This is a genomic window from Nodosilinea sp. AN01ver1 (assembly GCF_050565655.1).
Taxonomy (GTDB): Bacteria; Cyanobacteriota; Cyanobacteriia; order Phormidesmidales; family Phormidesmidaceae; genus Nodosilinea.
Window position 1 is genome coordinate 497,300 of sequence record NZ_JBNXVS010000001.1, and the last position, 12,865, is coordinate 510,164.

The window sequence follows — 12,865 nt, forward strand, 5'->3', positions numbered from 1 at the left end:
ACAGAAATCGCGGCCCTTTTATCCCTTAAGCCCCCGGTATTTTACCTATGGCGCTGTTCTCCATTGCCGATAACTTTATTCGTCGCCCGGTACTGACGACTGTATGCACGCTGCTGATTGTGCTGGCGGGGGCGGTGGCCATTCCGCTGCTGCCGATCGAGCAACTGCCCGAGATTGCCCCCTTGCAGATTCAGGTCGCCTCTAACTACACCGGGGCCGACGCCGAAACCGTGGAGAACAACGTCACGACGGTGCTGGAGCGGGAGATCAACGGCGTAGAGGGTATGGAGTTCATTACCTCTAGCAGTACGAATACCGGCCAGAGCACCATTAACGTGGTGTTTCAGCCCGGTCGCAGCAAAGATATTGCCCAGGTAGATGTGCAAAATCGGGTGGCCCGAGCTGAGCCGCAGCTGCCGCCCGAAGTCACCCAGCTGGGGGTAACGGTAAACGCTCAGTCGCCCAGCATTCTGCTGGTGTATCGCTTTTTTACCGATGACGATCGCTACGATGCGCTGTTTTTGAGCAACTACGCCGACCTGTTCATTCTCGACGAAATGAAGCAGCTCAACGGCGTGGGCAATGCCGAGGTGTTTGGGGCCGGTCGCTACGCCATGCGCTTGTGGCTTGACCCGGCGGCGCTGGCCAGCCAGGAACTGACCCCCAACGACGTGGTGGCGGCCTTGCAGGAGCAAAACGTGCAGGTGGGGGGCGGCTCAATTGGGGCCCCGCCCGTGGACAGTGATCAGGCCTACCAGTACACGGTGCGGCTGCCCGGTCGCCTCCAGGAGGTCGAAGAATTTGAGAACCTGGTGGTCAAAGTCGGCGCAAGTGGCAACCTGGTGCGGCTGCAAGACGTGGGCCGCGCCGAACTGGGCGCTCAGGACTACAGCTTTGATGCCAAAACCGAGGGCAAGCTGGCGGCGGGCCTGCTGATCTACCAGCTGCCGGGCAGTAACGCCCTGGAGGTCGCCCGCTCGGTGCGATCGCGCATGGCGGAGTTAGAAGCGACTTTTCCGCCGGGCTATCGGGCTGAGCTGGTGTTTGACACCACCGATTTTGTGCGGGTGTCGCTGAAGGAGGTGCTGATCACCCTGGTCACGGCGATCGCCCTGGTGCTGCTGATCTTGTTCATCTTTTTGCAGGACTGGCGATCGACTATTGTGCCTGCGATCGCGATTCCGGTGTCGCTGATTGGCACCATGGCGTTTCTGCTGGTGTTTGGCTTTTCGATCAACACGCTGACGCTGTTTGGCTGCATTCTGGCCTCGGGGGTGGTGGTAGACGACGCGATTGTGATTGTCGAAGCCATTGCCGCCAAAATTGATCAGGGTATGCGCCCCCGATTGGCCGCCCTCGATGCCATGCAGGAGCTGTCGGGGGCGGTGGTGGCCACCTCGCTGGTGCTGATGGCGGTGTTTATTCCGGTGGCCTTTTTCCCGGGCAGTACCGGCAAGATCTATCAGCAGTTTGCCCTCACCATCGCCTTTGCGATCGTGGTATCGACCTTTAATGCTCTGAGTTTTTCGCCCGCCATGTCGGCGCTGCTGCTGCGTCCGGCGACAGCGGGACAGCGCGGCGGCCCTCTAGCGGGGTTCTTTGCCTGGTTTAACCGACAGCTGGTGAGAATTATCGAGCGCTACCGGCAGCTGGTGCGAGTGTTGATTCGGCTGCGCTACGGCGTACTGGCGCTGTTCGCGGTGGGGATATTGCTGATGGTCGGTATGCTGCGGGTAGTGCCCACCGGCTTTGTGCCCGAAGAGGACCAGGGCTATTTTCTAGGCATTGTGCAGGCCCCCGACGGCGTGTCGCTGGAGTACACCAAAGGGGTAATGGCCCAGGCCGATGCCATTATTTCGCAGTTTCCGGAGGTGACCAGCACCTTTATGCTGTCGGGCTTTGGCTTTGACGGCCCTTCGCCCAACAAGGGCGTGTTTTTTGCCACTCTGGCCCCCTGGGAAGACCGCCGCGCCCCGGAGTCTACGGTGGCTGGGCTGCTGCCCCAGGTCAACGGGGCTCTCTCGGGCATTCAAGAGGCGCTGGTGATTGCCTTTAACGCGCCGCCCGTGCCGGGCTTTAGCCCCACCGGAGCGCTCGAAATGCAGCTGCAAGACCGCAGCGGCAACCAGATGAGCATCGATCAGTTTTTGGGCAACGCCTACGAAATTATTGGCCTAGCCAACCAGTCGCCCGCTTCGATGGGGGTGTTCACTCAGTTCACCGCTAGCTCACCCCAGGTGCAGGTCGATGTCAACCGCGATCGCCTCAAGGCCCTCGATATTGACATCAATGAAGCCCTCAGCACCGTGGGTACCTACCTGGGCTCGCGCTACGTCAACGACTTTACCAGCGGTGGCCGCAACTATCGCGTCTATGTGCAGGCCGAGGAAGAATTCCGCAATGAGCCCTCGGATATCAACAGCATTTACGTGCGATCGCGTCAGGGTACGATGGTGCCCCTGGGCGAGGTGGTGAGCCTGAGCGAGGTGGTAGGGCCGTCGTCTATTAACCACTTCAACCTGCTGCGATCGATCAAGCTGGAGGGCATGCCCGCGCCGGGAGCCAGCTCGGGGCAGCTGATTGCGGCGATGGACGAGGCCCACGCCCAGGCGGCGCTGCCGGTGGTGGGGCAGGCCTGGCAGGGCACTGCCCGCGAAGAAATTGCCTCTGGCGGCCTGGCCACCATCATCTTTGGGCTGGGGGTGCTGGTGGTGTTTTTGGTGCTGGCGGCCCAGTACGAAAACTACGTCGATCCGATCATCATTCTGCTGACGGTGCCGCTGGCCGTACTGGGTGCCCTGGTGTTTTTATTCTTGCGGGGGCTTGACCTCAACATTTACGCCCAGGTGGGTCTGGTGATGCTGATTGGTCTGGCCAGTAAAAACGCCATTCTGATTGTGGAGTTTGCTAACCAGGCCCGCAGTCAGGGGCTGGGGTTGGTACCCGCCGCGATCGCCGCCGCCGAGCAGCGCTTTCGACCGATTATCATGACGGCCATTTCATCGCTGGTGGGGTTCTCGCCGCTGCTGGTGGCGACCGGGGCCGGTAGCGCTAGCCGCTGGGCCGTGGGCTATACGGTGTTCGGCGGGCTGCTGGTGGCCACGGTGCTGAGCCTGCTGGTGGTGCCCGTGCTCTACGTCATTCTCAAAGGTTTGGCCGAGCGGATATTCGGTGGCCCTGGGGCACCGCCGTCTATCTCGACCAGTTTGCGCAATAGCGATCGCTCCCAGGCCGAGGCCGACGAGGCCATGGCCCCGCTGCGGTCGCAGGGAGAAAACCCCGCCTAGGCGATCGCTAGCTGGCACTCGGGCCGGGCCAGGTCTAGAATCTATAGCGTTGGCTCGATGGCCCTACCCAGATCAGTGGGTCGGGTGTGCGGGCCAACGCTCCGGCCCATAATTACCTGTAAGGAGTCGATATGAATGGGGAAGGGTCGCAGGCCGAACTGGCCGCCCGCTTAGAAGCGCTGGAGGCCAGGCTAGAGGGGTTCATTCAGCAGGGGTTGACCGAGCGCATTGCCCGGCTCGAAGATGCCCTGACCCTGGTGACCGATGTTGAACGCTACCAGCCGCTGCAGCGCCTGCTCAAAACCGGCAAGCTGCTGGAGGCCGACGAAGAAACCGTGCGGGTGATCTTGCAGGAGGCGGGCACGCCCGATCGCGAAGATCTCACCCCCGACGCTATTCGCCTGTTTCCCTGTAGCGTGCTGCGGGTAGTCGATCGCCTGTGGACGACCTACACGGGCGGACGGTTTGGCTTCAGCGTGCAGCTACAAATTTATCAGTCGGTGGGTGGCACTCTGGAAAGCGCGATCGCCCAGGATAGCGCTGCCCTCAATCGTCTGGGCGAACGGGTGGGTTGGCGACAAAACGACCAGTGGAAGACCATCGATCAGGCCCGCCACGATCTAGATGACCCCGTAGGCTGCTACCCCGTGGTCTGGTGGGATTCGCCCTACGGAGCCAAAATGGTGAATTACTTTCTCACCCGGCTATTCACCTGCGAACTGTAGGCTCACAGCGCGTTATCCAAGCCAAAAAGTCCTGCGTTGCAGAGTCTCACGCCACCAACACAAAAGGCTCACCCTCAGATCTCAGGGTGAGCCTTTCGTGGCTTTTGGAATCAAGACAGTTGCTTTGGCAAAAGCGTCAATACCGTCAACCGCTGGATGGCCAGCGCTATTCTGCCCCGGTTTCTGGCGCAGCCTCAGGAGCCTCTAGACCAGGCTGCTGCTCACGCACGGCATTCTGCTGCAGAATCCGAAAGTTTTCTGCGGCGGTATTGATGCGACCCCGGTGCTGGCGGCTAAAATCGCTGGCGCTGCGATCGTTCATCAGTACGGCCCGGTGAATTAGATCAAAGGGGCTGGCGTTCTCACCAAATAGACCGGTGTTGGCATCTGTGTTGCCAAACCCTTCGTTGGGGTCAACGCGAGGGGCGCGAGTAGGGTCGGTGCTAGTGGACTGGGCCAGGGCAGCGGGAGCCAGGGATAGTAGAGCCAGGGCTGCGATCGCGGCAGCTACCGGGCGGGAAAGAAAATTTGGGGAAGCCATAGGAGCACTCCTTGACACCATAACAACTGAAATCTTTGGGCACAGCTGCCTGTGCTATCTAAGCCTGTATTGTAGCGGCTAACCCGCCAGCCGCCGACCCCTCTAGCCCAGCTCTCAAATTGGTCAGGCTTTTTTAACCACTCATGAACCAGCTTAGGCAATGCGGCGGCGCAGCAGCGGCTGAATCAGCCCCAGAGAAAGACCGCAGAAAGCCACCAAAACTGCTAGACAGGCCCCCAGCGACACAGCCGCAAAGGGCGTTTGCAGCACCGTGCTGCCCAAACCCCAGCTAGGGTGCAGGTACACGTAGCGAATCGGCTCGATCGCGTAGGTCAGCGGGTTGAGGCTGGCCACCACCTGGAGCCAGCCGGGCATAAACTCCAGCGGCACCAGAGCCGTGCTCGAAAACAGCAGCGGCAGGTTGGTGACAAAAATTACCCCAATTAGCTCAATGTGGCCGGGTAGGGCAAAGGTTAGGCCCAGACTGAGCGCCGTTACGCCCAGCACCAGCGTCATGACGATAAATAACACCAGCAGCAGCCCCGGCAGGCTGGGCAGCCCCGCCCCCAGCACGGCGCTCAGACCCAAAATCGCCGCCGTCTGCACCAGGCTGAGGGCGGCAATAAACAGCGCTGATGCCACCACAATGGAGTAGCGCGAGGCCAAGGGAGCCACCAAAAAGCGGTTTAAAAAGCCAAACTCGCGGTCAAACATGACCGGCAGCCCGGCGTTGAGCGCGCCGCCAAAGGCCGTAAACACAATAATGCCTGCGCCCAAAAACTGGCCGTAGTTGCGGCTTTCGCCAAACAGCCCGGCGGGCACGTTTTGAAACAGCGCCCCAAACAGCACCAGCCAAATCAGCGGCTGAATTACCCCCGCCACCAGAGTCGTGGGGCGTCGCTGGAGCTGAATAAACAGCCGTCGGGTCATGGCTAGGGTTTCTTGCAAAAAGGCCCCTGAGACCAATCCCTTCGACTTGATTAAATCGGCCTTCCAGGCCTTGAGTTCGGAGTTTTCGAGGCTGGGGGCAGCCTCTCGGGTGGATGGGGTGGAAATGGTGGTGCTCATGGTTTTATCCTAGCGTCCCTTCATAGCCTGTTTCTTTTCTTTCTTGAGGTCGCGCTGGCCCACGGCGGCCAGTTCGGCATCCATTAACGTGCGGCCCGTCGCGGCCAGGTAAACGTCGTCGAGGCTGGGGCGCGACTGGGCAATGCCAAAAATGGGCAAATCGGCAGCTTTGAGCGCCTGCTGCACGGTGAGCAGTACATCTGGCTGGCGATCGACCACCAGGTTCAACGAGTTGCCCTGGGCCGCGTTGACAATCACCTCGCGCACGAAGGGCAGTTCGGCCAGCATGGTGCTGGCGGCCTCGGCTTCCTCGTCGGAGGTAAATTCGCGAATGCGCAGGGTAATGCGATCGCCCCCAATCTTGTCCTTCAAATCGCTGGGGGTGCCGGAGGCGATCACCCGCCCCTGGTCGATAATGGCCACGCGATCGGCCAGGGCATCGACCTCTTCTAGGTAGTGGCTGGTGATCAAAATGGTGGTGCCCGCCGCCCGCAGCTGCCGCAAAAACATCCACACCGCCGCGCGGGTTTCAATGTCGAGGCCCACGGTGGGCTCGTCGAGCACCAGCAGGTCGGGCTGGTGCAGCAGCCCCAGGGCCAAATCTAGCCGTTTCCGCAGCCCGCCGGAGTAGGTGCCGGTCTTTTGGTCGGCCCAGTCGCCTAGTTCTAGCAGGTCGATCATCTGGTCGATGCGGCGGCTGGCGACCCCCTTGGGCATGTGGTAGATATCGGCCTGGAGCTGCAGTAGCTCACGCCCGGTCAGCACTTTGTCGAGGGCAACTTCCTGGGCGATGTAGCCCAGGTACTGGCGCACCAGCCGGGGCTGCTCAACCACCGAGACCCCCATCACCTCCAGGGTGCCGCTGTCGGGGGTGGCCAGGGTGCAGAGGCAGCGAATGGTGGTGGTTTTGCCCGCCCCGTTTGGCCCCAGCAGGCCAAAAATTTCGCCTGGCTGAATGGTGAGCGACACATCGCGCACCGCCGTCACCGCCCCGTAGGACTTCTTCAGGTTTTGAATCGTTACCGCCGCGGCCATGGTGTAGAGCTATTCCCAAACGTATTGGTTCCTACACTGGTTATTCTACAGAACTCTACTGGGCGGGGGGAGGAGGACAGGTTTTAGATCTTGGATGGGGGACTTTGGATTGACCAGGCGCTAGGAAGGCTTTCGGCCTTAAAGAGGCTGGTGACAGGCCACGATAATTCCACCCATCCCGTCATCTATTCAATCCCTTGCCCGCAGCTAAAACGGCAGCAGGCTAGCTAAAGGCTCTAGGTGGCCGGAGAGCGTTGCTACAGCCGCCCGAGTAATGGGCCAGCTATCGACTACCATGCCCGCCGACAGCAGCATCATGTAGAGAATCGAGAACTTGAAGAGCCCTTTGGCCAGGTCGCGATCGCCCGGCGACTTCAGCAAGGCCCAGGCCTTTTGAATGAATAGACCGCCCAACCCTAAGGCGATCGCGGCATAGACCGCGCCTGTCGCCCCCAGCGGGTAGGTCATCATCAGGGTCAGCGGCACCAGCACCAGGGTGTAGTACCAAATCTGCCGAGCCGTGGCCTGATCGCCCACCACAACGGGCATCATCGGCACGTTGACCTTGGCGTAGTCGTCTTGAATGAGCATGGCCAGACCCCAGAAGTGGGGTGGCGTCCAGATAAACACAATGGCAAAGAACAGCCAGGCAGCCAGGGGCAAATCACCTGTGACGGCGGCCCAGCCCACCAGGGGCGGAATCGCTCCCGCCGCCCCGCCAATGACAATATTCTGCGGCGACGATCGCTTTAGCCAGTGGGTGTAGACGCCCACATAAATAGCGATCCCCACCATCGCCAGCACGGCGCTGAGCAGGTTGGCCACCAGAGCCTGTAGGCCAAAGGCCAGCACTGCCAGCACCCCGGCAAACACCAGCGCGTCGCGAATTTGAATGCGTCCCGAGGGCAGGGGGCGGTGGCGGGTGCGCTCCATGTCGTAGTCGATGTCGCGATCGTAGACGCAGTTGATGGTTTGGGCCGAAGCGGCCGCCAGGGTGCCGCTCAGCAGCGTCACCATCAGCAGCACCGGGTCTACCTGGCCCTGACCAGCCACCCACATCGCCGCCGCCGTTTCAATCAGCAGCAGAGGAATGATGCGGGGCTTGGTGAGCTGCACGTAGCTGCGCACGACGGCCCCAAATGAGTCGTGGTGGCGGGTGGGGGCATTCCAGGTGGTGGTCTGATTCATGCAAAAAATCCTAAATGGTTCTAAAAACCGCAACTGTCAGCAAAAAATGGTGAAAATGGCTGGATAACCTCCGAAACGGCTCTGCTTTTACGCTGTGCTGCTGCTCCAGGCCTATACAACTACTCGGCAGCGCTAGCTAACTCCTGGGCCGATACCGTTGTGTTGATGCGGTAGTCATTTGGGGCAGGCCCAAGGCGGTCGCGCCAGGCCAGTACCGTAAAGCACACCAGCGTACCTACCAGGGCTGCCCCCAGGGTGTGGTGGGCTACCGTCAGCGGCTCTACCTGCAGCCTGAGTCGGAAAGTCGCAATGCCCATCACCAGCTGAAACACCAGCAGCATGCTGGCCAGGCTGCCCAACCGCCGCAGCGGATAGGTTAGCGCCGGAGTGCGCCACACCGTCCAGGTCAGGGCCAGCACCGCAGCGGTGGCGGGCACAATGCCCAGCAGGTGGCTGTTCATCACCTGACACAGTTCTTTGAGCCCCAGGCACTGGTGGGCCGCCCAGCGCGACCCTACCAGCCCGCCCAGCAGGCACTGAATGTAGACAATTGCCGTAGCCCCCAGCCCCAGCCAGGGTAGGCGACCGACGGTGCCAGTCGAGCGGTAGGGCAGCAGGCAGCTGGCAATCACGAGCATGGCGCTAAAGAACAGCAGCGCTGTGCCCAGGTGAGCGGTGACAATATCGAAGCGCAGCAGCTGGGTTACGGTCAGCCCGCCCAGCGCCCCCTGGAGCCCAATTAGGGCGAGGGCACCCACTGCCGCCCAGGGCAGCCAGCCCGGTAACTGCTTTCGGTACCAGCTGCACAGGCCAACCAGCCACAGGGTGCTCAGCCCAATTAAAGCCGCATCGAGTCGGTGAAACCACTCCAAGAACACCTGCAAATTCATCTGCTGCTGGGGTACCAGCTGGCCGTAGCACAGGGGCCAGTCGGGGCAGGCCAGGCCTGCGTTCATGACTCGGGTAGCGCTGCCTACTGCCATCAGGGCCAGGGTCGCGAAGGCAATCTTCCAGACCAGGCGACGAATGCGATCGACGGGGGTAGACGTTGCGGCGGGCCACAGCGATTTGCGGACGGTTGTCGGGGGCGAAAGGAAGGGGAAATTTGCGGCCATGCCATCTCCAGCATTCAGCAGTGCAGTTTGGGGGGTGGGTAGACGGAGCAGACGTGGTGTGAGAGGCGGGCCGACCATAGCCAGTGTTAAGACTGTCGCTGGCCCACCGGAGTATTTGCTCCACCCACTGATAACAAGCTAATCAGGAATATCAGCGCCGACAATGGGAGTAACTGATTACTACTGTAGAGAGGGAAAACCTTGAATTGGCAAAGCTTTAGGGTTTTCTTTGGGATTCAAACCCGGTGATAGGGGCTATATGAAAATTCAAGGCGTGCCGTAACCAGACACACAACGTAACGTATCGTTACCTTTGGCGATCGCCCCTGGTCATAGCTGCAGTGGCAACCCTGGGCAGGAACGCCGCGATCGCCGCTAACATGACTCACCATCTGGCTCAAAACTTTGACCCACGGCGGCCCTCAATGCCGTAGGCTGGCAAGCAGGTGCTAGCTTCAGGCCAAGTCAGGCATGACGTCATTTCGGCTTGGAATACGCTTTGGCCCCCCGCCCAGCGGCTGCACCCCCTTCAGCGATCGCAATGAGCACGAATTACGAGCACGATGACTATGAGCGCCCCCCTTACCCTCAACCTGCCTCAGGGATCCCTGCAATTTACCTTCTCCAGTGAGGCAGCTCAGGGCCTAAAAGTCGCCTTGAATGAGCTGATGACCGCGCTCAAGGCAGCGGCGGCTCAGGGCGGCGAACCCGCTCGTCGTACCCCTCAGCCACCAATGGAGTACCGCCATACCGGCGACGTTTTTCTAGAGGTTTTCTGCAACCCCAACATCTGGCCCAGCCCGTTTGCCGCCAAAGCCCTGATCACGCTGCGCGACGATCGCATTCGGGTGACCACCGAAGCTGAGCTGTCGCAGATCTATGAAGATGTCAACGCGTACCTGTCTTAGGTGAACCCGTTCTGCCTGACAGGCTTAGATTTGGCTGGTGCAGAGAGTAGCTTTTGCAGAGGGTAATTAGGGGGCAGCGCTGCCCTCCTTCTAACCAGCGACGAGCCGGGTTAGCCTCACCCTAAGCAAGTTTTTCCTCTCTACCAGGAGGAGGATAGTAGCCTGAGATGCTGCCTTCCCCTGGGGGAAGACGATAGAATATGAGCGCAAAACGCGGCTGACACAGCGCGAAAAGTGCCTGAGAAAGCGATTTGCCCCACCTCTAACGGCAGCTTACCGCTGTTTGACTTTTGGAGTTGCTAACGTATTTTTAAGAAGGGATTAACTATGTATTCTGACGATATCTCTCAGACGTTGCAGAAAGGGTTTCGCGTTACCCTCGGGGCCACCGCATCCCTGATCGAGGCTATCCAAGACCCTGAAACCTCTAGCCAAAAGTTTTCTACCCTGGGCGGTGACGTCAACCGGCTCACCGAAGAGCTGGAAGTCAAAGGCGAAACCACCGAGCGCGAGGCCCGGCTGTTCGTCGATTCGTTGCTCAGCCAGATGCCAAACCCTTTTGCCAGCTCTGGCGCAGCGACCGAGGGGCCAACCATTACCACCGTGGCGAGCCCCGTGATCGATGCCTCGGTGCAGAGTGATTTAGAATCGTTGACCCAGGAACTGGCCGCTATTCGCAAAGAGATTGAGGCGCTGAAGGGTCAGCGCTAAGGGCTGCTGCTGGGCTCGGGGTCTGTGCCGTAGACCTCGGCCCCAGCCGCCGTGGGGGCGAGCAGATCGCTAGAGGCAAGCATGACAGATACGGCAGAACGACCGGTTAAAACGCCAGCGCCTGAGCCGCAAACTCCGGAGCTACAGTCGGTAGATGGCACGACTGCCAAGGGGCTCGATCCCTTTGCGGGTATTGAGGAAGAGGATGACGAAGCCAGCCGCGAGATTTATTTCATCAGCGGCTTGGGAGCCGACTGGCGTGTTTTTCATCGCCTGCAGCTGAAGGGCTATCGCCCGGTGCACATTCACTGGGAGCGCCCCTTTCGGGGCGAGTCGATTGAGCACTACGCTCAGCGGTTGATGGCCCAGGTCACAACCGAGCATCCCATTCTGGTGGGGCTTTCCTTTGGCGGGTTGATGGCGGTAGAAATGGCCAAGCTGTGCGACCCGGCCCAGGTGATTGTGATCTCAAGCGCCGTGAGCGGGGCACAGGTGCCCAACTACTACAAGCTGTTTCGCTGGCTGCCGCTGCAGCTAGTGGTGCCGTTTAAGCGGCTGCTGTGGGCGGTCTACGGCTTGTTGAACTGGCTGTTTGGGCTAGAGGACCCGGAAGATCAATCGCTGTTTAAGCAGGTTTTGGTGGATACTGACCCTTTTTTCCTCAAGTGGGCCATGAGCCGGGTGGTGGGCTGGCGCAACCAGGTGGTGCCCAAAAACCTGGTGCAGATTCACGGCGGGCACGATCGCGTCTTTCCCCTGGGCGATCGCAGCGCCGATATTGTCATTCCTGACGGTGGCCACCTGATGGTACTCACTCGGGCAGAGGAACTGTCCCGGCTGCTGATGGATGCCCTGGCTACTGACCCTGCTCAGGCTTAAAGAGCAGCGGGCCGGGGGGGAGCGGGCTGGATGGTTGAGGGGATGGGCAGCTGAAGCGTTGGCTCCGCTGCCATCATCTGTTCTAGAACTGTTGCGCAGGCGGCTTCATCTATGCCCAGTTGCGAGTCAGCCGGGGCGAGTTGGTGATGCTGAGGATTGGGCAGCAGGCGCAGCCAGGCCTGGGTGAGCTGATGAGAAACGGGGTCGGCAGCGGCAGACTCTAGCACCAGCGTCGGTAGCCACAGTTTTCCGAGTCCCTGGTGCAGCAGTTCGCCGTTGATGGCGGCGGTGCGGCGCTGAAAAAGGGTTTGGCAGGCCGCCGGGGCCTGGCACAGAACGCGACGGCGATCGCGCAGCGCTTTTACCCAGGGCGCTTTGCCCAGCCAGGGCAGCACCAGGGGCAAAGGCGACCAGGGGGCAACCAGCCAGCGATCGCGCTGCCAGCGGCCCCGCAGTTCGCGATCGCGCACCCCCTCGGGAGCGATAACGGCCAAACTCTGCACCTGATTGGGGTAGGTGAGGACATACTGGCCCGCCACCCAGGCCCCTAGCGAATGGGCCACCAGCCGACAGCGACGAATGCGCAGGGCATTCAACAAGCTGTGCAGCGCCTCTACCTGTAGGGCCACCGAGTAAGGAGTTTTCTGCTCTCGCCACGATTCGCCAAAGCCCAGCAGGTCGGGGGCCAGGCAGTGGTAGCGGGGGGCCAAACGCTGCATCAGGGGTACCCACTGGGTGCTGTCGTGCCACGAACCGTGGAGAAACACCACCGTTTCGCCCTGGGGTTTGCCGCCCTCGTGCCAAAACAGGGTGCCCAGCGGCAGCTTGATGCGGCCAGTGCGAATGGGACTGTCGGTTGGTAACGGCATGGCACTCGGTAGGGTAGATGGCACCAGAGTAACCGGGAAGCCGTGCTCCAGCATCCCAATCTAGCGGGTTCACCCAAAAGCTTAGGCTAAAACCGTTTCTCCCTTAAAGAAATCTTGCAAATGCTGACGGTGGTCATGGGAAAGGTGATCCCACGGTAGGGTGTCGGCGGTAAAGTGGCGCACGTCTAAAATTTCGCGCGGGTCGGCGGGGTAGGGGCGGCCCGTCACCCGTACCGCCACCGTAACGCACACCGAGTGAAAGCGCGGGTCACGCCCCGGCTGCGAGTAGACTCCTACCAGCCGCTCTAGCCCGATGGTCTCTAGCCCGGCCTCTTCTCTCAGCTCGCGGGCGGCGGCGGTCAGCACGTCTTCGCCCCAGTCGACAATGCCGCCGGGCAGGCTCCACAGGCCGTTGTCGCGCCGCCGCACCAGCACAATCGTGCCATCGGCCAGCAGCGGAATGACGCAGGTACCCAAAATGGGGCGACGCAGAATCAGCCCCATCAGGGTCCGCAAAGCATGGGCAAAGTAGGCCATAG

12 protein-coding genes are annotated in these 12,865 nt (G+C 60.7%); 5 read left to right on the plus strand and 7 right to left on the minus strand.

Translation table 11 applies throughout. From position 1 onward, the window contains the following. The first annotated feature begins 47 nt into the window (after nt 1–47). A complete protein-coding gene (locus ACQ4N7_RS02375) occupies nt 48–3,287 on the plus strand; it encodes an efflux RND transporter permease subunit (RefSeq protein WP_430710012.1) in 3,240 nt (1,079 codons plus the stop codon). Nucleotides 3,288–3,418: 131 nt separating this feature from the next. Further along, complete coding sequence (locus ACQ4N7_RS02380; protein ID WP_430710013.1) at nt 3,419–4,012, plus strand: GUN4 domain-containing protein; 594 nt, start codon at nt 3,419–3,421, stop codon at nt 4,010–4,012. A gap of 166 nt (nt 4,013–4,178) precedes the next feature. On the opposite strand, the gene ACQ4N7_RS02385 is transcribed toward ACQ4N7_RS02380, so the two are convergent. The 5 genes from ACQ4N7_RS02385 to ACQ4N7_RS02405 all read right to left on the minus strand — a co-directional run bounded on the left by ACQ4N7_RS02385 (nt 4,179) and on the right by ACQ4N7_RS02405 (nt 8,959). Beyond that, nucleotides 4,179–4,553 carry a hypothetical protein gene (locus tag ACQ4N7_RS02385; protein WP_430710014.1) on the minus strand — a complete coding sequence of 125 codons (375 nt, stop codon included), beginning with the start codon at nt 4,551–4,553 and terminating at the stop codon, nt 4,179–4,181. 153 nt (nt 4,554–4,706) lie between these two features. After that, nucleotides 4,707–5,621 carry an ABC transporter permease gene (locus tag ACQ4N7_RS02390; protein WP_430710015.1) on the minus strand — a complete coding sequence of 305 codons (915 nt, stop codon included), beginning with the start codon at nt 5,619–5,621 and terminating at the stop codon, nt 4,707–4,709. A gap of 9 nt (nt 5,622–5,630) precedes the next feature. After that, nucleotides 5,631–6,656, minus strand: a complete 1,026-nt coding sequence (locus ACQ4N7_RS02395) for an ATP-binding cassette domain-containing protein (protein ID WP_430710016.1) — start codon at nt 6,654–6,656, stop codon at nt 5,631–5,633. 207 nt (nt 6,657–6,863) lie between these two features. After that, the gene (locus tag ACQ4N7_RS02400; protein ID WP_430710017.1) at nt 6,864–7,844 is read right to left on the minus strand and encodes a heme o synthase; all 981 of its coding nucleotides are present in this window, start codon (nt 7,842–7,844) and stop codon (nt 6,864–6,866) included. A 119-nt stretch (nt 7,845–7,963) separates the two neighbouring features. After that, nucleotides 7,964–8,959, minus strand: coding sequence for a COX15/CtaA family protein (locus ACQ4N7_RS02405; protein WP_430710018.1), 996 nt, complete (start codon nt 8,957–8,959; stop codon nt 7,964–7,966). Between the two features lie 569 nt (nt 8,960–9,528). Between ACQ4N7_RS02405 and ACQ4N7_RS02410 the strand changes: the two genes are divergently transcribed. From ACQ4N7_RS02410 to ACQ4N7_RS02420, 3 genes are all read left to right on the plus strand, one after another. After that, nucleotides 9,529–9,867, plus strand: a complete 339-nt coding sequence (locus ACQ4N7_RS02410) for a hypothetical protein (protein ID WP_430710019.1) — start codon at nt 9,529–9,531, stop codon at nt 9,865–9,867. Between the two features lie 327 nt (nt 9,868–10,194). After that, the gene (locus ACQ4N7_RS02415; RefSeq protein ID WP_430710020.1) at nt 10,195–10,578 is read left to right on the plus strand and encodes a hypothetical protein; all 384 of its coding nucleotides are present in this window, start codon (nt 10,195–10,197) and stop codon (nt 10,576–10,578) included. 81 nt (nt 10,579–10,659) lie between these two features. Beyond that, a complete protein-coding gene (locus tag ACQ4N7_RS02420) occupies nt 10,660–11,457 on the plus strand; it encodes an alpha/beta fold hydrolase (RefSeq protein WP_430710021.1) in 798 nt (265 codons plus the stop codon). Here ACQ4N7_RS02420 and ACQ4N7_RS02425 read toward each other — a convergent pair. Beyond that, the gene (locus ACQ4N7_RS02425) at nt 11,454–12,326 is read right to left on the minus strand and encodes an alpha/beta fold hydrolase (RefSeq protein ID WP_430710022.1); all 873 of its coding nucleotides are present in this window, start codon (nt 12,324–12,326) and stop codon (nt 11,454–11,456) included. The genes ACQ4N7_RS02420 and ACQ4N7_RS02425 overlap by 4 nt on opposite strands. A gap of 81 nt (nt 12,327–12,407) precedes the next feature. Next, on the minus strand, nt 12,408–12,863 hold the full coding sequence (locus ACQ4N7_RS02430) for an NUDIX hydrolase (protein ID WP_430710023.1): 456 nt from the start codon (nt 12,861–12,863) through the stop codon (nt 12,408–12,410). Nucleotides 12,864–12,865: the final 2 nt, after the last annotated feature.